General features: G+C 38.2%; 17 protein-coding genes. 10 read left to right on the top strand and 7 right to left on the bottom strand.

What is annotated here, in order from left to right:
- The first annotated feature begins 349 nt into the window (after positions 1 to 349).
- Positions 350 to 1,600: a Fic family protein gene (locus HXT20_RS06120; RefSeq protein WP_174190921.1), complete on the top strand. Its 1,251-nt coding sequence runs from the start codon at positions 350 to 352 to the stop codon at positions 1,598 to 1,600.
- A gap of 513 nt (positions 1,601 to 2,113) precedes the next feature.
- On the opposite strand, the gene rbsK is transcribed toward HXT20_RS06120, so the two are convergent.
- From rbsK to HXT20_RS06095, 5 genes are all read right to left on the bottom strand, one after another.
- A complete protein-coding gene (rbsK, locus tag HXT20_RS06115) occupies positions 2,114 to 3,025 on the bottom strand; it encodes a ribokinase (RefSeq protein WP_004573673.1) in 912 nt (303 codons plus the stop codon).
- Positions 3,026 to 3,027: 2 nt separating this feature from the next.
- Entirely contained in the window at positions 3,028 to 4,053 is a 1,026-nt protein-coding gene (locus HXT20_RS06110; RefSeq protein WP_014554312.1) for an aldose 1-epimerase family protein, read from the bottom strand.
- A gap of 5 nt (positions 4,054 to 4,058) precedes the next feature.
- A complete protein-coding gene (fucP, locus tag HXT20_RS06105; protein ID WP_004116227.1) occupies positions 4,059 to 5,435 on the bottom strand; it encodes an L-fucose:H+ symporter permease in 1,377 nt (458 codons plus the stop codon).
- The gene (gene deoC, locus HXT20_RS06100) at positions 5,432 to 6,088 is read right to left on the bottom strand and encodes a deoxyribose-phosphate aldolase (protein ID WP_004116226.1); all 657 of its coding nucleotides are present in this window, start codon (positions 6,086 to 6,088) and stop codon (positions 5,432 to 5,434) included. The genes fucP and deoC overlap by 4 nt, the downstream gene beginning before the upstream one ends.
- A gap of 105 nt (positions 6,089 to 6,193) precedes the next feature.
- Positions 6,194 to 7,171, bottom strand: a complete 978-nt coding sequence (locus HXT20_RS06095; protein ID WP_248911434.1) for a sugar-binding transcriptional regulator — start codon at positions 7,169 to 7,171, stop codon at positions 6,194 to 6,196.
- 772 nt (positions 7,172 to 7,943) lie between these two features.
- Here HXT20_RS06095 and HXT20_RS06090 point away from each other — a divergent pair.
- Positions 7,944 to 8,969, top strand: coding sequence for an FAD:protein FMN transferase (locus tag HXT20_RS06090; protein WP_248911708.1), 1,026 nt, complete (start codon positions 7,944 to 7,946; stop codon positions 8,967 to 8,969).
- Between the two features lie 317 nt (positions 8,970 to 9,286).
- On the opposite strand, the gene HXT20_RS06085 is transcribed toward HXT20_RS06090, so the two are convergent.
- Both HXT20_RS06085 and HXT20_RS06080 read right to left on the bottom strand, forming a co-directional pair.
- Positions 9,287 to 10,696: a sensor histidine kinase gene (locus tag HXT20_RS06085; protein WP_020760678.1), complete on the bottom strand. Its 1,410-nt coding sequence runs from the start codon at positions 10,694 to 10,696 to the stop codon at positions 9,287 to 9,289.
- 6 nt (positions 10,697 to 10,702) lie between these two features.
- Positions 10,703 to 11,404, bottom strand: a complete 702-nt coding sequence (locus HXT20_RS06080; protein ID WP_004573677.1) for a response regulator transcription factor — start codon at positions 11,402 to 11,404, stop codon at positions 10,703 to 10,705.
- A gap of 139 nt (positions 11,405 to 11,543) precedes the next feature.
- On the opposite strand from HXT20_RS06080, the gene HXT20_RS06075 reads away from it, so the two are divergent.
- The 8 genes from HXT20_RS06075 to HXT20_RS06040 all read left to right on the top strand — a co-directional run bounded on the left by HXT20_RS06075 (position 11,544) and on the right by HXT20_RS06040 (position 23,430).
- The gene (locus HXT20_RS06075; protein WP_004116219.1) at positions 11,544 to 12,308 is read left to right on the top strand and encodes an ABC transporter ATP-binding protein; all 765 of its coding nucleotides are present in this window, start codon (positions 11,544 to 11,546) and stop codon (positions 12,306 to 12,308) included.
- Positions 12,305 to 13,030 (top strand): ABC transporter permease, encoded by a 726-nt coding sequence (locus HXT20_RS06070; protein ID WP_004114221.1) that lies wholly within the window; start codon positions 12,305 to 12,307, stop codon positions 13,028 to 13,030. Before HXT20_RS06075 ends, HXT20_RS06070 begins: the two co-directional genes overlap by 4 nt.
- Before the next feature lie 13 nt (positions 13,031 to 13,043).
- Positions 13,044 to 13,808 (top strand): ABC transporter permease, encoded by a 765-nt coding sequence (locus tag HXT20_RS06065; RefSeq protein WP_004114222.1) that lies wholly within the window; start codon positions 13,044 to 13,046, stop codon positions 13,806 to 13,808.
- 456 nt (positions 13,809 to 14,264) lie between these two features.
- Positions 14,265 to 15,869, top strand: a complete 1,605-nt coding sequence (locus HXT20_RS06060) for a type I restriction-modification system subunit M (protein ID WP_422114327.1) — start codon at positions 14,265 to 14,267, stop codon at positions 15,867 to 15,869.
- Positions 15,866 to 17,035 carry a restriction endonuclease subunit S gene (locus tag HXT20_RS06055; RefSeq protein WP_422114326.1) on the top strand — a complete coding sequence of 390 codons (1,170 nt, stop codon included), beginning with the start codon at positions 15,866 to 15,868 and terminating at the stop codon, positions 17,033 to 17,035. Before HXT20_RS06060 ends, HXT20_RS06055 begins: the two co-directional genes overlap by 4 nt.
- A 111-nt stretch (positions 17,036 to 17,146) precedes the next feature.
- Complete coding sequence (locus HXT20_RS06050; RefSeq protein WP_422114325.1) at positions 17,147 to 18,100, top strand: Abi family protein; 954 nt, start codon at positions 17,147 to 17,149, stop codon at positions 18,098 to 18,100.
- A 58-nt stretch (positions 18,101 to 18,158) separates the two neighbouring features.
- Positions 18,159 to 21,446 carry a type I restriction endonuclease subunit R gene (locus tag HXT20_RS06045; protein WP_422114324.1) on the top strand — a complete coding sequence of 1,096 codons (3,288 nt, stop codon included), beginning with the start codon at positions 18,159 to 18,161 and terminating at the stop codon, positions 21,444 to 21,446.
- Positions 21,447 to 21,693: 247 nt separating this feature from the next.
- Positions 21,694 to 23,430 carry an FTR1 family iron permease gene (locus HXT20_RS06040; RefSeq protein WP_004116200.1) on the top strand — a complete coding sequence of 579 codons (1,737 nt, stop codon included), beginning with the start codon at positions 21,694 to 21,696 and terminating at the stop codon, positions 23,428 to 23,430.
- The last annotated feature ends 4 nt before the right edge of the window (positions 23,431 to 23,434 follow it).

Below are 23,434 nucleotides of genomic sequence, written 5' to 3'. Positions count from 1 at the left end.
ATGTTTGCGTAAAATCCCGAATCTTTACTTTTGCGTGCATAGCATTGGTGTTGTCTGCGCCGAAACGAGTGGCGTTATGTTGATGTTACCGACGCTGTCGATGTTTCTATAGTGCGTTTTTGCCAAAATGTCGGTATAAATGAATGTTTTTTACTCGCTATGCCTTCATTTTGGCAAAATGTAGGTATAGAATAGATTCTTACGTTAGCTATGCAATCATTTTGTAATAAATGCATTATTTGCTTGTAAACAAAAATATCGCAAGCAAAACATTGCAAGACATTACTACAAAATCTTCAATAGAGTAAACGCAATAATGTAAACGTAATAACGTAAATGGAGTCGCATTATGGATTACAAAACAATACGCAAAATAGTTGCGATGTCTAAAAGTAATGCAAAACCTTGTGATATTGCGGAAGAAGAATATCGATTGCGCATTGATAATCCTGTGACGTATCGTTCTGGAATCGTATTTGATGGCCATGAGATTTTTGCAATGTGTGTAACGGATCTTGTAACGTACATAGATGATATTATGCGCGCTGAAAAAATCATTGAAAAAGCGTGGAACGATTTGCCATGGTTTGCTCAACGCGAATATTTAATGCAACTTATAGCAAAAGAAGTGCAAAATACCAACATTATTGAAGGTGTTCACAGCACTAGAAAAGAGCTTTCCAAAGCACTTGATGCCGCAAACGAGCAGAATAAGCATACTCGTTTTAGTGAATTTACTAAGCTTTTTCTCGAGCTTGCGGATTCAAGTGAATGTGACACTTCGATTCCACAAACCTTGCAAGATATACGAAAAATCTACGACAGTATTATGCAGGGCGAATTAGAAGCAAATAATATTCCAGATGGTGAGATTTTTAGGAGTGGAAAAGTAAGTATTCGTGATGGTGCAAATAATGTAGTGCACGATGGCGATGCAACGGAAGCGGAAATTCAAAAGCATATAACTGAGTTATTGCATTTGATGAATAGTGCCGAAGTTCCAACGCTTATCAAGGCGTGCATGTGCCACTATGCTTTTGAGAGCGTGCATCCATTTTATGATGGAAACGGCAGAACTGGGCGGTTTTTGCTTGCTTTGCAATTGCATGAGCAGCTTTCAATGCCAACGGTTTTGAGCTTAAGCTCCATAATTTACGCAGAAAAATTTGGATACTATGCTGCTTTTTCTAAATCACAAGAACTGTTTAATTGCAATGATTTAACTATGTTTTGTTGCACAATATTGGAATATATTAAAAAAGCACAGAGCGAAGTGTTTGAGAATATTAGTGTGCAATTAAAGCACATTATTTACTGTATGGGTAAGCTGCGTGAGCTTTTCCCAGAGGAAGAAATTTCTAAAGTGCAGCGTGAAGCTCTGTCTATTTTGTTGCAAAATAAGCTTTTTTCGTATAATCCAACTCCAATGACTCGCAAGCAACTAAGCGAATACGTTGGTAATGCAATTGATGAGAAGATTGGTGAGAGAAAGATTGTGAGCGCGCTTAACGGTTTGATTGAGCTTGAAATGGTTGATTCTATTGGCGAACGCCCTCTTCGGTATGAGCTTTCTAAAAAAGCGAATGAAATGTTTGCGTGAGGCAAGCGATGTTTGTTTCATTTCGCAAAATTAAAAAATTTTCAAATTTGTGAAATTAGATTTGCTCTGTTTTGCGAAATTAGATTTGCTTGGCATTAAAGCGCGTAAATCATGTTACGCTGAAACGATTGGCGTGATGTTACCCATGCTGGATTCGTCAAATCGCAGAATATCGTAGTCGCGTTGAAGGTTGAGCCAAAAGTCTGGGATTGTTCTAAAAGCTTTATATAGCTTGTATGCCATTGCTACACTGATTGCGCGTTTGCGTGAGCACGCATTAATAAACTGATATTATTTTTGACTACATTTTTGTTGTTTACATTCTTTTTTGTTTGATTATTAGATGTATGATAAGGCAAATTAATCAATTAACCCTAATTTTGGTCTGGGAAGATACAATAGCAATTTTCCATTGTATAACACAAAAAGTTGGGTTGATAACTATATAGAGTATAATCAACCCAACTTTTGGGCTATACGCTTAATTTTAGTGTATATTGAGTTTATAATAAACTATTCCAATCCAACTTCTTCTGCCGTAGCATAAGATAACTGTGTACCTCGTTTGGTTACAGCATCTCCAGCATATATGTTGGCTGCCTTTATAGATGCTTCTATGTCATGGGTCTTTACCCATGTATGGCTGAAACATCCAATGAACGCGTCGCCAGCGCCAGTTGTGTCAACTGCATTTTGCGCGGATTGTGCATCAGCTTTAAACATCTTTTCGCCTTCGCTATTTACCAATAGGGCTCCTTTGCTTCCTAATGTAACAATTACATTAGGAATGCCAGATTGTAATAGCATTCTAGCTGCATTAGTGATATCTTCACTAGTGTCAACAGGCATTCCAGTAAGGAGAGAAAGCTCGCTTTCGTTAGGCACAATAAATTCGCAATTGCGAATATTCTCTAGTGATAAAGCTGGATCTGCTGGAGCTGGATTCAGTAGGACTGGTACACCCAATTCCGCACCCATTTTTATTGTTGCATATACAGTTTCTAGAGGAATCTCTAACTGTAGAACTATCAGTTTGCATTTTGAGATTTCACTGCGAGCTTTTTCCACATCATTTGGCTTAAGTTTTGCGTTTGCTCCTTTGACAATAATTATTGAGTTTCGCGATTGTGGATCTACAAAGATTGGGGCTACTCCAGATGTAGCGTCTGTTCTCATTACGAATTTAGAGTCAATACCATTTTTCTCAAAATTGTTAATTGTGTTTTCCGCGAAAACATCGTTACCAACCCTTGTTACCATCAATACTTTTGAGCCCATTCTAGATGCTGCTACGGCTTGATTAGCACCTTTTCCTCCACAACCCATGTGAAAGTCTGGGGCTTCTACTGTTTCTCCATCTGTTGGCATACGGTTTATGTAAGAAATCAAATCAACCATATTTGATCCAACTACTGCAATTTCCATTGTTACTTCTCCTTAATTCCAGTATGAACAGTGAATTTCTTTGTTTCGCCAGGATTTAATTGAATCAATGTGCCAGCTTTCCTAGCAGCTTCGCGACCTTCTGGCCTAGATGTTCCAGGCAGAGCAAAAGCTGCAACTTTTTGATCTGCATTGTAAAGAATCCATCTGGTCACAACAGGGAATTCTTGCGTGGAGAATTGTGTTTCGAATGTAGTACCGTCTGGAGCAACCATATCAATAATTGCATTGTCCGTAATTTTGTTTACTCCATCCGCAAAGTAGACAATTTCTGGATCAAATTCTTCTGCTCCTACTAATGAATTAGCATCTTTTTTACCACTTAGTATGTCTTCATTAAGTTGTGTCCATCTTGGAGTTGGCTTTACGTGAGCAGGAATAGATGTTCGTAACTTGAATGTGTCATTGCCAAAGTTTTGTGTTATTTTAGCGTCCTTTACAAATGCATAGTTCATGTGGCACATGTACTGTAGTGGCATTGACGCATATAGTGACTTATTGGTTACTTCTAAATGAATATCAAACATTGAAGAACCTTCGTGTAAAGTTACTGAAGGTTTTGCAACATAGTGATCACCAAAGCCCTGTAAGTATTCGTAGGAAGATTCAATTGTTATAGATGTCTCGGTAATAATTAATTTTGCATTATCCATATGCGAGCATGGGAATTCACCGTGTAAAGGATGCGTATCTTCCGGAGAAGGGCACCCTGCAGCTAAAAGTCCAGAATGGAATGCAAAGCACCCGTATGTGTTAACAATTTGGTTTGCTGGTTTAGGTTTTGAGAACATGTTATCCATTCTCAAACTTTTACCATCAAAATTTGCATCCCAAATAATCTGTCCCATGAATGGGAGCACTTCAACATATCCTCTAGAATTATGTATTGTCAAGGATGCAATACCTTGAGGATATTGTTTCGTGGTAACAGACCATTCATTATTGTGTAATATTTCTTTTACTGATTCAGTGAATTGTGATTCGAAAAGATTAATATTAAATTCTGACATGACATTCAGCTTTCTTTTTTAGATTTTTTGTAGGTTAAGTAGAAATAGATGAATACCGCTGCAAAGCAGACTAAATCAACTATGAATGAGATTTGCATAGAGCCAGTGTGATCAGATACAAGTCCTTGTATTGCGGGAACAATTGCTCCACCGATTATTGACATAACAATTACCGCGCCGCCAGTCTCTGTGAAACGTTTGTCTTCTATGGAATCCAGAGTACGCGAGTAAATAGTTGCCCAACATGGTCCAAATAGTGCTGATACTAACACTGCTGCATATACGGCAGTCATATTTGGAACAAGTATTACATACACTAATGCAATAAATCCGCATGCTGAGTATCCAATAAGCACAAGATCTTGATTTATCTTCGTCATAAGTAAGTTTGCAATAAACTTTCCTGCGAAGAATCCAATGAATGAAAAGATCATGAAGTTTGCTGCGGTGCGTTCATTTAAACCATGATTTATATTGAGAGCAAGTCTAATAGTGAACGACCAAACAGCCGTCTGCATTCCTACATACAAGAATTGTGTTAGAATGCCGATTCTAAACCTAGAATTTTTTATTAGATAGCGTAGTGTTTCCACTATTGATGCATTATCTTTTGCATCCTCATCAGTGTGTGTAGGTTTGCAAGATGGGAATTGTGTTATAGCAATAATAATTAGCATTACTAACAGGATTAAAATGATAACCCTATATGGATGTAGAGTCCTTTGTAACATTTCCCTGGCAAACTTTTGGCTCTCTGCCACACTCATTTTTGCCATTTGATTATGTAAAGATTCACCTTCTGTGAAGATTAAATACTTTCCTAGCAGAATACCAGCGATAGACCCTAGAGGGTAGAAAGTTTGAGAAATGTTTAATCTCAAAGTGGAAAGTCGTTTTTCTCCAATCATCGATGAATATGTGTTGCATGATGTCTCTAAGAATGACAAACCTACTGCTATTGCAAATAAAGACACTAAGAACACAGAATATGTTGCCATAGTGGATGCTGGGAAGAACAATGAGCATCCAATTATGTATACGGTAAGACCTATCAGTATGCCAACCTTGTAGCTAGAATGCCGAATTACTCTAGACGCAGGTATAGCGATTAAGAAATACCCCCCGTAGAATGCTGATTGTACAAATGCTGATGCAAAATCGGACAGTGAAAACACCGACTTAAATTGAGTGATTAATACATCATTAAGACTTGCTGCGATTCCCCACATTGGGAAGCATATCGATAATAGCATGTATTGAAAAATAGGAGTTTTATTTAGATATCCATCTTTTAGTTGTATGGTTTTATCTTTTATAATTCCCCAAGTGTTATTAGTAGCAAATGTTTCTTCATTTGCTAAATCTGACTGCTGTGTAATCATGATTCTTCTCCTGAGAGAAGTTTCACTCCAGCAGAGGCTCCGATCCTGTTGGCGCCAGCTTCAATCATTTCGTTCATCTCTTTTGATGTATGAATTCCCCCAGCAGCTTTAACGCCCATATCTGGTCCAACAGTTTTTCGCATAAGTTTAACAGCGTGTACTGTCGCTCCTCCAGTAGAGAAGCCTGTTGAAGTTTTAACAAAATCAGCGCCAGCTTCTTGTGCGCATTTGCTGGCCTTTACTATTTCTTCATCTGTTAATAGACACACTTCAAGGATGACTTTAACAATAGCTTGGCGATTTGCACCTTCTACAACTGCCTCAATGTCCTTGGTTACATATCCCCAGTCGCCTTCTTTCGCGGCTCCTATATTAATAACCATGTCGATTTCATTTGCACCTTCTTTGATTGCAAGTTCTGTTTCAAACTTTTTGACTTCTGTACAATGCGTTCCAGAAGGGAATCCAATTACAGTGCAAACTTTCACGTCACTATCTTTAAGGAGCTCTGAAGCTAGTTTAACTCTGCATGGGCTTATGCATACTGAGCAGAATCCATACTTTTTAGCTTCGTTGCAGATTTTTATGACCTGTTCTGTTGTTGCATCGGGAGCTAACAATGTGTGATCTATGTATTTAGCTTTTTCTTCCATTTTGTCTCCTTTGACTTTAGAGAAACTACCTCAGTTTCTCTAGGCATAGAGTGTAGTAGTTCAGGAGACGTATTTGAACAAAATTTCAGAACATATGTGCAATTTTTAAGAATTGTTACTCTTTTTACATATCGACGCTAGTTTGTGCGCAGTTGGTACATCTATAACCAATCGATTTGCATATTTACAAGTCAATGCAACATAAATGGAGTCTAATTTTTCATTTCCGCCTGCTATTAAAATGCGTTGCTCTTTGTGCCGTAATTCTGGCAAAGAAATCGTAAGAGTCCGAGCATTTAAATCTGGTAAGCAAACCCTACCATTTCTATCTACGAAATGTGAACAAATATCGCCGACAGAATTTTCAGTTAATTCTTTTTTCTCATTGTTTGTTATGAGTGGAGAAGACATAAGAGGCGATGTAGATTCATTTGAACCAACACTATAGACGACAATTCTTGCTTTTTCTGCATGAGAAATCACATTCCTTATGCCAGTTTGACGTTCTACAGCCTGTTTAGCTTCAACAGATTCAAAAATAATTGGATAAGCAATTGTATGTATAGTGGCATTTAAAGCGATATGGAATGCTTTTAATGCGTTCATCATAGAAAGATCCATAGAAGGCAAAGACATGTCTCCGCGCAATTGAACAACATGTATGTTATTAAAATGCATCTCTGGCATTTGTGAAGCAACATAATCGATCGTCCTTGACCAAGATATTCCAATTGTATCTCCATCTCTCAGAAGACCAGCTATGAGTTGTGAACCAGCTTTTCCTAATGATTTATGTAGATTTGTATCGCGTCCTCTTATAGGAGAGACAAGTCTAACTTCATCAAGTTGAAAATATTTTTTTAATGTTTCTATAAGATGTATGTCTTTCTCTCTTGGATCTTCTACTGTAATTTTTACGAATCCACGTTTTTTAGCATGAGATAATAATTTTGACACGTTCGGCCTTGAAACATGTAAAACTTCGCTCACTTCAGCTTGAGATAATCCATTGTAATAAAGCTTTGCAACGTCTAAAGCTTGATGATCTTTGTGGGTCATGCCTAATTGATCTGTTTTCATCATTTTCCCATTCACGCATGATAATCATCTTTAGCTGCATAAGTTAGTAGACTAATTTTCGATTTTCATATACGACTGAATAATATGGGATAATTATATGTACAATTTAATAATAAATTAAGTGCTAAATACAAAAAGTAAGTTTATTTTTATATTATTCATACCGTTGTAATGTATTTTTAGCTAATAAAGTCATTGTCGGCATATTAATCTTTTTGCAATAATACAAAAGCTTTACCGGCATGTTGCAAGCATGTTGGTTGTTGTAGTAAGTCTTGTTTATGCGATGATAATATATTTGATTTTTTCCTGAAGAGTCTTAATGATTTGCAATTACTATATCGAATGTCAATATTGTTTCTAATTTTTCTTATTCGACAGAATTCAATAAGTTGATTAATTTTTAGACAAATTCTACCAAGGTAAAGTACATAAATATTATATTTATTATATTTTGTAAGTATTTTTCGTTGGCAATATGCTGATGTGAAAATATTAAAGATAATTGCGATCTGGCATGCATATAAGTGAGGATTTGTGATTTATGCTGACTTTACCATCAATTTTAATATAGTTGTTGATGCAGTATTTTTCCCACGATGTCGGTATAGATGAGTATTTTTTGTACGCTATGCCTTCATTTTGCCAAAATGTAGGCATAGAACATGGCTTTCTGTAAACTATGACGACATTTTGCTATTTTGTGGCTTTTGGGGGATATTGTTGTGGTTTTTGATGATTGATAGAGTGTTTGATGTTGGGAGTGAGTCAAATGATGTTTAGGAACGTTGTTGCGATTGAGCGCGCGCTTGGAACGGGGATTATTATCTCTAGCAGCAAGCCGATTTCGCAGCGCGTGCAGAAGCGGATTCGCACTTTTGTTGAAGAGTATGAATCGGTGCTTTCGCGCTTTCGTGCAGATTCGCTTGTTTCGCGCATGGCTTGTGCGGCTGATGGCGGCGATTTTGAGTTTCCAGAATGGGCTGGGCCACTTTTTACGCTTTATAGCGAGTTTTACGCTGCCACTCGCGGAGCTTTTGATGCGTGTGTTGGCGCGGATTTGCTTGCACTTGGCTACAACAATTCTGTGCAATTCGTTCCAGAGTCGGCAGCTAGCGCGAGTGATGATAGTGACAGTTGGGCTAATTATCGCCGCGCTTTGCCAGTTACGTGGGGGAATATTTCGCGAGATTGCGGCAGCGTAACGCTTCACACGAATCAGCCAGTGCAGCTTGATTTTGGTGCAGCGGGTAAAGGTTATTTTGTAGATCTTGTAACGCGGATTATTAAAGAGGAGCTTAGCGGCGATTCTCCTGCGAATTTTGATTTTTTGGTAAACGCTGGCGGTGATATGCGCGCTTGCTTTAGCAATGAAGATTACCAAATAAAAGTTGCTCTGGAAAATCCGTTTGACACAACTCAAGCAGTTGCAGTGGCATCAATCGCAAGCGGAGCGTTGTGTGCGTCGTCTAGCGCAAGAAGGCGTTGGAAAGTAAAAGACGCAAGTTATTTAGGCAAAGATGCAAGTGGCTTTGAGTCTAATTTAATTGCGACTCACTTGATTAATGCGCTTGATGGCATTCCTGCTTGCGATTTATGTGCAAGCTGGGTTTATATTCCTGCTAAAACTTGCGATTTTCCAACAGCTTATGCCGATGCACTCGCTAGTGCGTTGTTTGTATCGCAAGAAAGCGATTTGCAAAAAATCGTGCAAACCACCAGTGCTGAGTTTGCTGTAATGCTGCCTAATAAAACGCTTCGCAAAACGCGTGCATTCCCAGCGCACTTTTTTGCGGAGTGATGTTGAGTAATGCTGAATAATTCCAACTAATGCCCAATAATGACTATGCGAGCTATCTTGCTTGCAAGAATCGAAGCTAGACGCAAGCAATACGGTAGCGTTGCAATCAGCTTCCACTTTCAAACGTGCATAGTAAAATTGTAAAATAAATTTTACTGTAAAGTAAAAAATTGCATAGAAGGAGATTGTGCGTAAGGTCTTATAAAACAGTTGATTCTTTAATGCGACATCTTAGAGATAGCGGCTTAATTATTTCTGGTAGTGTACAAAAAAGACAACTAATAAGTACTGGATATTTGGGTTATAGGCCAAAAGACCTATAACCCAAATTTTTTACTTGGCACTGTTAACTCAACCTTAAGCCCACCATGTTTGCTTCTGCTTATATCAACCGTTCCGTTATGAGAGCTAATAATCTGTTGAACAATTAGCAGACCCAAACCATGCCGTTGCTCTACAGTACTTGTATCGCAAATCATATAGTGCGGTGCATGATTAAGCTTTTCGATTTTTTCATCTGAAGCACCTATACCATTATCCTCAACGCAAATAATACAATTGTTATTATTTGCAGCAACGGATACATAAATCGTACACCCATTTTCATTATGAGATATGCTGTTCTGAATAAGATTAGATATTGCTCGTTTTAATAAATCTTTGTCTACATTAATATTGCAAACAGTCAATTTAGCATCTGTTTCCCACTTAATCGAAAACTCATCTTGCATACCCATATTCATAAAATCCACAACAACTTGCCTAACAACAGCAACAATATTTTCTTCTTTTTTCATAATGGGTTGCATATTATATTCAAGTTTTGAAGCCAAATTAAGGTCATTAATCAAATTCTTCATTCTTGCACTTTGCTTAATAATCATCGTCGCTTTTTTACGATCTTCTTGCGAAATATGGAGAGAATTTTCTAACTGTCCCGCATATCCCATAACCATAGATAACGGAGTACGAATATCATGCGAAACTCCAGCTATCCAATTCGCTCTTGCAGTCTCCTTTTTTCTCAATTGTTCTTTTTGTATTTGCAAAATATCGGAAGCAGAATTTATGTTAGATGAAATTTCTGAAAGTGCTCCTGTTTCTGGAATATGCACGCTTTCTCCACTAGATAAACGTTGTATCCCTTTTGTAATCGGATTAATTGATTTTAGTAGTTTTATATTAGCTATTAAATAAATTCCAAGAATAAGCAAAATGTTGATGAAGAATACGCTTAAAACAATCTGTGGAAAATTTGAGATTAAACTGTAGTTCCAACTTGGTTGCGTATGTTTCCAAAAGCTTTTGTGCGGAAATCCGACTACGACAACTCCATTCTTATTATCACCAGTGTAAGTTGGATAACCATCAATGTAGCCAATGCTCAAATTAGCTACATCAGACAAAGTATAATCGTTTGGAATAGTTGCAGGAACGTCTTTTGTTTTCCATACGACTCTTAACGTATTATTATCAATCAAAATTGCCCATGCGCCAGAATTTGTCAATTTGGAAGACATATTTTTTGATAATACATAATCCCCACTTGCGGATAATTGTAATGCTTCTCCCGTCTCTTTTGCTATGTTATAGGGAGACATCTCTTTATCGGGTGCGTAACTCCCTATAAGTACAACAAACGCAATAATATTCATTAATACTATGAGCACAGTGCTTAGTAGAAAAATACTTATAAAGCGTTGTATTAGTTTTGGTATGCTTTTCATTCTGCTTTACTCCACAATCAGCTTGTATCCTAAACCTTTTACTGTTACCAATGAAACAGGCTGCGATGGATTGAGTTCTATTTTTTCTCTGATACGACGTATATGCGCCATTAAAGAATTTTCATATCCAAAAGGATTATCACCCCATGCAGCTTCACATAACGCGTCAATTGTTACGATACGTCCCGCATTTCTATATAAAGCAGAAAGCAAATCGTGTTCTTTGGCTGTAAGTGGAATATGTTCGTTATTTTTTATTACTTCTGCAGAAGAAAAATCAATCTGACTATTTTTCAGTTTAACAATGGGATTTTCGCTCTTGTAGCTTCGTCTTAAAATTGCCATAATGCGAAACGTTAGCTCTTTTGGAAGAAACGGCTTTACAATATAATCATCTGCTCCTAAGTCAAATCCCTTAAACTTATCTTCATCCTCACCGCAAGCAGTAAGAAACAAAACAGGACAATCACTATATTGTTTTATCTTCTCCATTAACTCAAATCCATTACCGTCAGGGAGCATAACATCAAGTATTGCTAATTCTGGACGTAATGTTTGTGTTGCTTCTACAGCATCTTTCATGCTTTTTGCAGTAGTTATATTATGAAAACCGTATTCGTTTAATATGGATACAACCATATCTAAAAGTTCCTGCTCGTCATCAACAAGCAGAATATGCTTGTTCAACAAATAATCATCCTGATTCATGGAGCGCCCCCTAACATATATTATGCCATGTGAATATTCATTTTTTGACCTCGCATAAAAATGTAAGGTAGATGTAAGGTGAAGAGAATGTTGTAGAAAGGTTGACGCAATATCATAAATCCTGAAAGGAGATATTGCCATGAACAATATTGTTACAACAGAACATTTAACAAAAAAATATAAATCATTTACTGCTGTTAATGATGTTTCACTTCATATTCGAAAAGGTAGCATTTATGGCTTTCTTGGGCCAAATGGAGCTGGAAAATCTACAACAATGAAAATGCTCCTAGGACTTACAGCTCCAACAAAAGGCGTATTTACAATCGACGGAAAGCGGTTTCCTGCTGACCGCATACCTATTTTGAAAGAAATAGGCTCGTTTATTGAATCCCCATCTTTCTATGCAAATCTAACAGGTAGAGAAAATCTTGACATTATACGTCGTATTTTAGAACTACCTAAGAGTGCAGTTGATGACGCATTAGAATTAGTAGGTCTTTCTGAGTTTGGAGACCGTCTTGCAAAAAAATATTCACTTGGCATGAAACAAAGGCTTGGTCTTGCTGGAGCATTGCTTGGTAGACCACCTATTTTGATTTTAGATGAGCCAACAAATGGACTCGATCCATCTGGTATACACGAAATCCGAAATCTAATTAAGTCGCTTCCAGATTTTTACGATTGCACGATTCTTATTTCTTCTCATATGCTATCCGAAATTGAGCTTATTGCAGATGATATTGGAATACTTAATCACGGACACTTACTATTTGAAGGTAGTTTAGATGAACTACGACAATACGCATTACGATCTGGTTTTGCTGCCGACAATTTGGAAGATATGTTCCTATCCATGATTGATAAAGACAATACACTCAGGAAGCAGAGTGCAAGACTATGAAAACGCTTGTAATCGAACTCAAAAAATGCAAGAGAACTGGCTTTATAGCTCTTATGATTGCTATTGGCGTTATGGGAGCAGCTTACGCTTTTGTGAATTTCATTGTACGAAAAAGTACATTATTAAATCTGCCTTTAGCTCCTATGGATATTCTTCTTACACAGCTTTACGGCATGATTATGGTGTTAAACATGTTCGGCATAATAGTTGCCGCATGCATTATCTACAACATGGAATTTAAGGGAAATGCAGTAAAAAAGATGCATATGCTTCCTATGAGTGTTCCAACTATGTACCTATGCAAATTTATGCTGCTGACCGTTCTGTTACTAATCGCTATTTGCATACAAAATTTAGCACTTGCAAAAATCGGTGTAACAGATTTGCCACAAGGCACGTTTAATGTAAGTACTCTTATATCTTTTGCTGCATATTCATTTATTACATCAATGCCCGTATTGTCCTTTATGATTTTTGTATCATCACGATTTGAAAACATGTGGGTAACGCTTGGAATTGGTGTAGCAGGATTTTTAAGCGGCATGGCATTGGCTTCGTCAGACATCGTGCTTTTTATGGCATCACCTTTTATCGTTATGCTAAAACCAGCAGTTGCCATGAGCGCGCAACCTAATACTACGGTCGTAATCGTATCAATAGTTGAAACACTTCTGTTTTTATGTTCTGGATTGTGGGCAGCTAAGAAGCTGCACTACGAATAAGGAGATTATGAAAATGAGATTTTTTGAACTTCTTAGAATCGAATTTAAGAAAGTAAAGCGTAGTAAAATTATTCCTTTGATTTTTATTGCACCACTAATTGTGGTTGGATCTGGTGTAGCAAGCCTTCATAGATACTTCACTCCAGAATATACACACGCATGGGCTGCTATGTTTATTCAAAGCGCATTAGTCTATTCATACTATTTGCTTCCTCTTAGTATGATTGTTATTTGCGTGATGATTGCCGGACGAGAAACGAGCAATAACGGAATACTAAAAATGCTGGCACTGCCTGTTAGTCGATACGCGATTTCTGCTGCAAAATTTTGCGTACTATTATTTTATTTGCTTATGGAAATGGTCGTATTTTTTGCTGTATTCGTCATAGCAGGATTGTTTGCAACCAGTAGCACAGGAGTTACAGAAACGCTCCCAATTATGTATCTACTAAAATGGTGTTTAGATCTGTTTTTGACTATGATTCCAAGCGTAATAGTCATGTGGGCGATTACTGTTCTTTTTGAAAAGTCAATGTTATCCGTTGGATTAAATATACTTCTTGTAATTCCTGGCGTATTAATAGCAAATACTCCACTTTGGGTAGTTTATCCTTATTGTTACAGCGGATATATGGTTTCCCGCTCTCTACATGCAGTTACATCAACAGGATTAGGAAACGGATTTAATCTTATACCATTTTTGCCATGTGCAATTGCAATATCTGTGTTTGTATTTTTGATTGCAATAACACAATTTGGCAAAAAAGAGATGAGATAACAAGGGGTACTAAATAACAATGCAGTGAAATAACAAATGCAGATGTGACTTGCAAAATCGCGTATAAGTTTTTAGCTATACACAAAACGCGTAAAACGTTCAAAACGCAGTATGGAAACAAATAGAACAAAAACAAAAAGCTTTCGGTTTTGAATGCCCCTAGTAGCAAACAAAACCGAAAGCAACACATTCAACACTCAAAACCCCCACACGCACAACAAACGCCAACACAAAGACGATTCCGGGGTTATAGTCCAAAGGGGGTTATTTCCCGAGATAAAATCTCGTTGCAAGCAATACGAATACTATCGCTGCTGATTGTGCGCGTTTACAGTAGAATATTAAAGAACGCTTATTTAATTATTGCGTAATATTGCGTAATATTGCGCTTGTTTAATTAGCTTATTTAATATTGCGCATACGCTTGCACGAATTGCACGAATAGGGAGCAGTAGGATGGACACTCGCAAAGAAGAAGAACGCGCGGAATTGCATCGCACGATTTGGAAGATTGCCGACGATTTGCGAGGTTCTGTTGATGGCTGGGACTTCAAAGCATACGTGTTGTGCACAATGTTTTATCGCTATATTTCCGAGAATTTATGCGATTATATCAATAAAAACGAGCATGAATCTGAAGGCGGCGATCCAGATTTTGATTATGCAAAAATAAGCGATGAAGATGCCGAGCCTATTCGCAGCGAAATGATCTCGGCTAAAGGTTTCTTTATACTTCCTAGCGAACTGTTTTGCAATGTGTTGAAGCGTGCTCCTCAAGATAGTGATTTAAACGAAACGTTGAGCCGCGTGTTCCGCAATATTGAAGCGTCGTCTCAAGGAACTGATTCGTCTGGTGATTTTAAGGGATTATTCTCCGATTACGATGTGAATAATATTAAGCTTGCAGATACTGTTGAAGGCAGAAATAAGCGTTTTGTGAGGTTATTGCAAGTGATTAGTGAGATGAGGCTTGGCAGTGTAACCGACAGTTCTATTGAGGCTTTTGGTGACGCTTACGAGTATTTGATGGGCTTGTACGCTTCTAATGCTGGCAAGTCTGGCGGCGAATACTTTACGCCTGCAGAAGTCTCAATGCTGCTCACGCGCCTTGGAACAGTTGGAAAATCAAGCATTTCAGACGTATACGACCCAGCATGCGGATCCGGGTCGCTTCTGCTAAAAGCCAAAAAAGTGCTAGGCATTGAAAATATTAATGGCGGTTTTTACGGTCAGGAAAAGAACGTTACTAGCTACAACTTGTGTCGCATGAACATGTTTTTGCACGATGTGAATTTTAACAAGTTTGAGATTACTTGCGGCGATACTCTTATAAATCCGCAAATCGATGCTAATAAAAAGTTTGAGCTAGTTGTTTCTAATCCGCCTTATTCCACGAGTTGGGAAGGGGATTCTAATCCGTTGATGATTAACGATCCTCGTTTTGCTCCAGCTGGCGTGCTTGCTCCAAAAAGCAAGGCAGATATGGCGTTTGTTTTGCACTGCTTGGCGCATCTGGCAGAAAATGGTGCTGCTGCAATTGTTTGCTTCCCAGGAATTATGTATAGAGGTGGAGCTGAGCAAAAGATTCGCCAATATTTAATTGAACATAATGCTGTTGATTGCGTGATTCAACTTCCAAGCAACTTGTTCTTTGGCACTTCGATTGCTACGTGCATTATGGTTTTGCGCAAAAACAAGCAAAACGATACTTCAATATTGTTTGTTGATGCCAGCCAAGAGTTTGTAAAGTCAACGAATAGCAACAAGCTTTCTTGCGAGAACATTGAGCAAATTGTTAAGTGGTACACTTCTAGGCAAGATGTGGAGCATATTGCGCACGTTGCGTCTTTGGAAGAAGTGGAGTCAAATAAGTACAATCTTTCCGTTTCCACATATGTTGAAGCGGAAGATACTCGCGAAAAGATTGATATTACAGAGCTTAATACGCAATTAAAAACGGTTTGCGCTCGCGAGCAAGAGTTGCGCGAACAGATTGAGAAGATTGTAAGCGAGATTGAAGCTGGCAGCGTTAACTTTGATAATAGCGAGGTGGCTCAATGACTAGCAGGCTTGAGGAGTTAATCGCTGAGCTTTGCCCGAATGGCGTGGAGTATAAGAAGGTTAAGGATACATATCTTCGTATTAAAGGTACGCCGATTACTGCAAGTAAGATGAAAGAAATAGCTTCTGAAGATGGCGAAATTAGGATATTTGCTGGCGGTAAAACTGTTATTAATGCTCATGAATCAGACATACCTAAAGCAAATATTACGAGAGTTCCAGCAGTTTTAGTGCAGTCTAGAGGTGTTATTGATGCTGTTTATTATGATAAACCATTTACTTTCAAAAATGAGATGTGGGCTTATACTTCAAATAATCCGATTCGCGTAAAATTCTTGTATTACCTGTTAAAAAATAACATTCAATATTTTCGTGATGCAGCTTCTGGAATGGGATCGTTGCCTCAAATTTCTTTACATATAACAGAAGATTTTGAAATCCCAGTGCCGCCGCTTGAGGTTCAAGCGGAGATTGTGCGGATTTTAGATACGTTTACAGAGCTTACAGCAGAGCTTACAGCAGAGCTTACAGCTCGTAAAAAGCAATACGAATACTATCGAGATACACTGCTTACATTTGACGACAATAATCCTCTTCGCTCGCTTATATCACACTACTGCCTTAACGGTGTGGAGTATAAGAAGATTGGCGATATTGCTTTTATTTCAACTGGCAGTAAATTAAGTGATATTCAAGAATCACCTTCTTTGTATGAATATATTAATGCGGGAACTACTAATTCTGGATATTCATTAGATTGGAATTGTGATGGGGATGTGGTGACAACGCCTTCTAGAGGTCAAGGTGGTATTGGTTATGTTGGGTATCAAAAAAATAAGTTTTGGCTTGGACCTTTATGTTATAAAATCGCTGGAAATGCTGATTTTGTATTAAATAAATATCTGTATTATTGCTTGTCAAATAATTCGTATGCAATATTGTCTCTTAAGAAAGATGGCGGAGTTCCTGCAATTAACAAGTCTGACTTGGAGGAGTTAGTTCTCCCCGTTCCACCTCTTGAAGTGCAGCGCCAAATCGTACAAATTCTGGATCGCTTTGACTCATTGTGCAATGATTTAACTCAAGGTTTGCCTGCAGAAATTGAAGCTAGACGCAAGCAATACGAGTACTACCGCGATCAACTCCTTACCTTCAAGCGTGCGTAATTTAGTTATGCACAATTTATGTAAAGTAAACTATAAAAGCGTATTTAGTATTAGAATTTACATAAATTACATTTCTAGTGAGACTCGCCGAAGAGATTGAGGAGGTAAGAAATGTCTGCTAAACTTGCCAGTAATAGCAGCCCCCTAAGCCTACTAACAGTGCTCAAACCTGGGGGTTCTTCTTGTTTTTCAGCTAATTCAAAGCCTCCAAAATCTATTGACGATATGATTCAACTCATGAAAACTCGAGAATTAGTAGTTACTGATGAAAATAATTTAAAAAGTATGCTGTATGACTGCAACTACTATAGATTATCTGGATATTTTCGAGTGTTTCAAATCGATCCTTCTTCTGGCAATAATCAGTTTAAGCCAGGTAGCAAAGATGTTGATTTTCTTGTGCCATACAAAATGGATGAAGAATTGCGAACAATTATCCTTAAAGGTACAGCACAAGTAGAGTTAACATTAAGATCTAGATTCGCATATCACGTTGCAAACTCTGGAGGAGCATATACATACCTCAATTCAGATTCATATATTAAAAAATCTAACATAAGCATAAATAATCTTTTATCTAATATGAACAAATGGCTGGAAAAATCTAACGAAGTTTGTATAAAACATTATAAGAGTAAGAAACAACCTATACCAATATGGGCTGCCGTTGAAGCTTTTCCATTTGATACTATTTCACGAATGATTTCTTTGTATAAAGATACTAATGTGTTGCGAAAACTTTTTGATTCAATGGGGTTAAAAACAGAAATTCGTAAATCTTCTGAAGCAATCCATTCAATAGTTTACTTGCGTAATTTGTGTTCTCATCATTGTAGATTATGGTATAAGGAAACTGTAATATCAACTCCCTCAATTCGTGATGTTAAAAATTCTTCTTTATTAAATGGTTATACGGATAAATCTATTGCTGCAGCATTAGTAAATTTAATGTATTTAGTATCAAAAATAGAAAACAATCATAATTATGAGACTGAAATAAAAGAATTTCTGAATAAAAATGAAGAATACAAAAATGGAATATTTAACCATTTACATTGGAGATAAGTTAAATTTGTAGAATATGCAATGCGTTATGTGAGTAAGTAAGAAAGAAGGAAGCAAAATGAAAATCGTGTTAGAGAATCAAGATAGCACTGTAATGTCTACGTTTACGCCAAGCGCGCGCAACGACGGCAGTTATCAAAGCGAAGCACAACTCGAAGAAGAGTTCATTAACATTTTGCAATCCCAAGGCTACGAGTACGCTCACATTCACAACGAGAAAGATCTTATAGCAAACCTTCGCGTGCAAATCGAAAAGCTCAACGACTACCACTTTTCAAATGATGAGTGGGAAAGATTTTTCAAAGAAAATATTGCAAACAGCATTGACGATATAGTTAAGAAAACAGATACTATTCAGCGAGATAACGTTAAAATACTCAAAAAAGATGACGGCACAGATAAGAACATTACTATTATTGACAAAGAAAATATTCACAAGAATATTGTGCAAGTAATCAACCAGTATGCTGTTAATGCAAACGATAATGATGCAAATGGCCCTGCTCGCAGCAATCGTTACGATGTGACGATTCTAGTAAACGGCTTGCCAATGGTTCATATTGAGCTAAAGCGCAGAGGTGTGCCTATTAGAGAAGCGTTCAATCAGATTAACCGTTATGCTCGCGACTCATTTTGGGCTGGAAGCGGACTATTTGGATACGTGCAAATTTTCGTAATCTCAAACGGTACTGAAACAAAGTATTACTCCAACTCAACTCGCAATAATGCTTACAGAGAGCAGAAAAGTAAAGGATCTAGCAAAAGCACAACAAGTAACAGTTTTGAATTTACAAACTATTGGTCCGATGCTCAAAACACTATAATCTCCGACTTATGCGATTTTGCTAAAACCTTCTTTGCAAAGCACGTAATTCTTAACATTCTTACAAAATATTGCGTTTTTAATGCAGAAGATTGCTTGATGGTTATGCGTCCATACCAGATTACTGCAGCAGAAAACATAGTGAATCGCGTAAAATACATGTTTGCTAATGCGAGCAAAACGCCAGCATCAGAGCGTCAAAAGGGTGGTTATATTTGGCATACTACTGGATCTGGCAAAACGCTAACCAGCTTCAAAACATCGCAGCTAGTAAAAGCTTTGAAAGACGCAGAAGGCAATAATCTTGTTGACAAAGTTTTGTTTGTTGTAGACCGTAAAGATCTTGACTATCAAACAATGAGAGAATACGACAGGTTTGAAAAAGGAGCCGCAAATAGTAACACGTCAACATCTGTGCTTACAAAACAGCTAGAAGACAATACTGAAAAACGCAGACTTATTATAACAACTATTCAAAAGCTTAGTAGATTTATAAGCAACAACCCGATCCATGAAATTTACAAAAAGCGCATAGTGTTTATTTTTGACGAATGCCACAGAAGCCAGTTTGGAGGCATGCATGCAGATATTGTAAAACACTTTAAAAATGCTCTGCTTTTTGGGTTTACTGGCACGCCAATTTTTGAAGCGAACGCTGCTGGATCCGACGCTGCGCATATTTCTACAACCGAGCAAACCTTTGGACCGTGCTTGCACACGTACACAATCATTAACGCGATTAACGATAAAAATGTGTTGCCATTCCGCGTGGAATACGTTGCTACTGTAAAAACGTCTAGCGAGCTGGAAAAAGCAACCGACGAATTGGTTAAAGATATTAATCGCCCTGAGGTAATTAAGCACAAAGATCGCGTGCATAATGTTGTTCAATATATTATTGAACATTTTACTCAAAAAACGTATCGCAACGAGAAAACTTACAAGTACAAGCGCATTATTAACGTTAAAGAACTTGCTGCAGATAAGCATAATACTTTAGAGACTAAAAAATCTTCTGAATCAGTTGACGTAAACGGCTTTAATTCAATCTTTGCTGTTGCAGACATTCCTCTTGCAAAAGCGTATTACAACGAGTTCAAAAAGCAGCAGCAAAATCTGCCTCCAAGCGAACGCTTAAAAGTAGCAACTATTTTCAGCTATGCAGTAAACGAGGGCGAGTCAGATTCTTCGGCGTACGCCAACGGCATGGGTTCTCTTGGAGAAGAAAATTCCGAAAGTACTGCAAAGCTAGACGCAAATTCGCAAGAATTCTTGGAAAGCGCAATAAAAGACTATAACGAAATGTTTAATACTGCGTATGATGCGTCAAATAACAAATTCCAAAACTATTACAAAGACGTTTCAATTCGCATGAAAAATAAGGAAATTGACGTTTTGATTGTAGTCAACATGTTTCTAACTGGTTTTGATGCAACAACTTTGAACACGCTTTGGGTAGATAAAAATCTTCGCATGCATGGGCTTATTCAAGCGTTTTCGCGCACAAATCGAATCTTAAATTCCGTTAAAACATTCGGAAACATTGTGTGCTTTAGGGATTTGAGTTATAGAGTTGACGAAGCGGTAAGTCTTTTTGGAGATAAAGATGCGCAAGGTATTGTGCTTTGTCCTACGTTTGAGCAGATTTACAACGGTTACGTTGACGCTAAAGGAATTGAGCGTTGCGGATACAGTGATTTAGTAAATGAGCTTATGGAAAAGTATCCGCTGCAAGGCTTCGACATTGTTGGAGAAGAGAATCAGAAAAAGTTTATATCGCTTTTTGGTAATATTCTGCGCTTGCGTAACCTGCTGAAAGCTTTCGATCAATTTGAAGGCAACGAGATAATCAAAGAGCGCGATATGCAAGATTACTTGGGGCATTACCAGGATTTGCATGAAGAGTGGAAGCGCAAAGAGCAAAAAGGCGATATTGCAAACATTACGGACGATGTTGTGTTTGAGATGGAGCTTGTGCGGCAAGTAGAAGTAAATATTGACTACATTTTGATGTTAGTAGAACGTTACCATAGCAAGCATTGTAAGGATAAAAATGTTCTTGCTTCTATTAGGGTGGCAGTTGACTCTAGCCCGCAGTTGCGTAGTAAAAAGAAGCTTATTGAAGGGTTTATTGCGCAGCTTAACGAGAAGGAGCTTGGGAAGCTTGTGGATTCTGAAGGTAACATTACTGTTTACGATTCTAACGGCAATAAGTTGAGTATTGTTGATTGCTGGAGCGAGTATGTTGAGCAAAAGTATGATCATGACTTGGAACAACTTGTGCAAAGTGAAGGATTAAACGATGCTTTGACTCGCAAGTTTATGGAGAAATCTTTTAGCGCTGGCGAAGTAAGTGAGCTTGGTACAGACATTAATGATTTAATGCCTAGAATGAGCAGATTTGGCGCTGCGGCGATTGCGCGCGCTGAGAAGAAAAGTCGCATTGTAGAAAGTATGAGAAACATGTTTAATGAGTTTGTTGGGCTTATTGGCTTTTCTCAATACGATTCGCAAAAAGATTGATAATTATCATTATCAATATCATTTTTGTAATATTTGCGTGTTTTTTGCGTCTAACTATATCAATCTACTTGATATATCGATATTATGTTCATGGGGTTACTTGCGAAGCGACTTTAAACAGAATAAAAACGGAAATACAAACCGTGCAAAAGCCGCCAAAAAATTTGAACGATTAAAACTAAACGAAAATAGAAAAAATTGTGTGCGCTCGATGGGGGGATAGAGCCAAAGGAGATATGGAGACATTATGCACGCGTGTGCAAAAGCGCGCCAAAAAGTTGCGAGCGCATCGGCATTTTTGTTGTCAATATGCATTTTAATAAGTTGTGCAATGGGAGTAGTCGGATTAGTAGGATTAGTTGGAGAGCCAACAATAGCCTACGCAACTGACGCTGACAAAACCTATAACAGTTGGTCAGAAGTTTCTTCAGCAGTTACAAGCCAAATAGAACAAGGTAAAAACGAATACAATAGTGCAAATATGGCAGGAGCTGCAACCAGATTTCAAGCTGCATACAATTCGGTATACGTAGCATCAAACTTCATAACCGTTGTTCGAGACACAATTGGTCAAGATAAGGTGCAGTCGCAAAGTGACCAGTTCCAGCAACTGCAAACTTTGGTATATCAACAAAATCAAAGCGCACAGATTAGTGAAGTGGCATCTACTCTGGAAAGAGATATTGCGCAAACCGCTTCTCAACTCGATGCAAACACGCAGCTAGATAAGCCGAATGTTTACGCAGCCAAGTTGCGCGCGCAAATCGCAAAAGAGCGTAAAAAGCTCGATGCAGCAAAAAAGAAAAATCTTGGGCGAAATGGTAGAACTTGGAGCCAAGTTGCGCGAGAAATGAACGTTATACTCGACAAATCTGCATCAACGTACAAAGCAGCAAAAGGAAACAAGCAAGAAGTTGCCAAAGCTGTTGATTTAGTAAACGAAGCCTACTACCAATATTACGAAAAGCTCGGTTTTGAGAAGAACGTGATGAACGCAATAAGCGGCAGCCGAGTAAGCACTGTTGAATACCAGTTCAAAGAGTGCAGGCAGGCTATGAACAATGGCAAAACGTTTGAGCAAACAAAAAAGTTCGTGACCGATCTTAAGTCAATGCTTATTGAAGATGCAGCAAAACTAGACGGCGGAGCGGCATCTAACTCCAACCCGTTTATGCAATTTATAACAAGCTCCTTTGGGCAGGCTTTTATAATCTTGTTGCGCGAAGGGTTGGAAGCGCTGCTGGTTGTGGCTGCAATAATCGCGTATCTTATTAAATCTGGGCACAAGAGCATGGTTAAGTATATTTACATGGGGCTTGTTGCAGGAATCATAGCTTCGCTTATTGTTGCTGCGCTATTTGGATTGTTGTTTAACGGTTCTGGTCCGCAGCAAGAAATCACTGAAGGTGTTGTAGCTCTGTTTGCAATGCTTATGCTGCTGTACACAAGCAATTGGATGATTTCAAGATCTTCTGTGCAAGCTTGGAACGAGTATATTCGCAACCAAACGACGGCAGCAGTTTCTAAAGGAAGCCTGATTTCTCTAGCGCTGCTAAGCTTCTTAGCAGTGTTTCGCGAAGGTGCAGAAACTGTAATCTTCTACCAGGCGATTTTTGCTGTATCAAGTGGAGCAGACTCCATGATCTGGGGCGGGTTTGTATCCGCAGCCGCTGTTTTGGTTGTAATCTTCCTGCTGATTCGCTTTGCATCCGTTCGCATACCAATTCGTCCATTCTTTACAGGAACCAGCGCGCTTATGTGCATTTTAGTGGTGATTTTTGCTGGTGGAGGTGTGCACGCGCTTATAGAGGGTGATGCGCTCGCTGGAGTTTATATTCAAGGCTTGCCAACTAACGATTGGCTTGGATTCTATCCGTACGTTGAAACGATTTCGGCGCAAGTCGTAGCTGCAATCGTGGTTATTGCACTGCTATGCGTGTCTATTTTGCGCACACACAAGTCGCAAGCAACCGTTCGCGGATAAGTCA

It is taken from the genome of Gardnerella sp. DNF00109 (assembly GCF_049262845.1).
GTDB lineage: Bacteria > Actinomycetota > Actinomycetes > Actinomycetales > Bifidobacteriaceae > Bifidobacterium > Bifidobacterium vaginale.
The sequence above is the reverse complement of the archived record's forward strand: the minus strand, read 5'-3'. Positions and strand labels throughout refer to the sequence as shown.

Bases quoted from the DNA above. Each gene is read 5' to 3' on its own strand.
- HXT20_RS06065 (WP_004114222.1), top strand. From the start codon at position 13,044: ATGAGATTTTTTGAACTTCTTAGAATCGAATTTAAGAAAGTAAAGCGT.
- HXT20_RS06120 (WP_174190921.1), top strand. From the start codon at position 350: ATGGATTACAAAACAATACGCAAAATAGTTGCGATGTCTAAAAGTAAT.
- HXT20_RS06045 (WP_422114324.1), top strand. From the start codon at position 18,159: ATGAAAATCGTGTTAGAGAATCAAGATAGCACTGTAATGTCTACGTTT.
- HXT20_RS06110 (WP_014554312.1), bottom strand. From the start codon at position 4,053: ATGTCAGAATTTAATATTAATCTTTTCGAATCACAATTCACTGAATCA.
- HXT20_RS06040 (WP_004116200.1), top strand. From the start codon at position 21,694: ATGCACGCGTGTGCAAAAGCGCGCCAAAAAGTTGCGAGCGCATCGGCA.
- HXT20_RS06080 (WP_004573677.1), bottom strand. From the start codon at position 11,404: ATGAATCAGGATGATTATTTGTTGAACAAGCATATTCTGCTTGTTGAT.
- HXT20_RS06055 (WP_422114326.1), top strand. From the start codon at position 15,866: ATGACTAGCAGGCTTGAGGAGTTAATCGCTGAGCTTTGCCCGAATGGC.
- fucP (WP_004116227.1), bottom strand. From the start codon at position 5,435: ATGATTACACAGCAGTCAGATTTAGCAAATGAAGAAACATTTGCTACT.
- HXT20_RS06060 (WP_422114327.1), top strand. From the start codon at position 14,265: ATGGACACTCGCAAAGAAGAAGAACGCGCGGAATTGCATCGCACGATT.
- HXT20_RS06090 (WP_248911708.1), top strand. From the start codon at position 7,944: ATGTTTAGGAACGTTGTTGCGATTGAGCGCGCGCTTGGAACGGGGATT.
- HXT20_RS06085 (WP_020760678.1), bottom strand. From the start codon at position 10,696: ATGAAAAGCATACCAAAACTAATACAACGCTTTATAAGTATTTTTCTA.
- HXT20_RS06095 (WP_248911434.1), bottom strand. From the start codon at position 7,171: ATGATGAAAACAGATCAATTAGGCATGACCCACAAAGATCATCAAGCT.
- rbsK (WP_004573673.1), bottom strand. From the start codon at position 3,025: ATGGAAATTGCAGTAGTTGGATCAAATATGGTTGATTTGATTTCTTAC.
- HXT20_RS06075 (WP_004116219.1), top strand. From the start codon at position 11,544: ATGAACAATATTGTTACAACAGAACATTTAACAAAAAAATATAAATCA.
- HXT20_RS06070 (WP_004114221.1), top strand. From the start codon at position 12,305: ATGAAAACGCTTGTAATCGAACTCAAAAAATGCAAGAGAACTGGCTTT.
- deoC (WP_004116226.1), bottom strand. From the start codon at position 6,088: ATGGAAGAAAAAGCTAAATACATAGATCACACATTGTTAGCTCCCGAT.
- HXT20_RS06050 (WP_422114325.1), top strand. From the start codon at position 17,147: ATGTCTGCTAAACTTGCCAGTAATAGCAGCCCCCTAAGCCTACTAACA.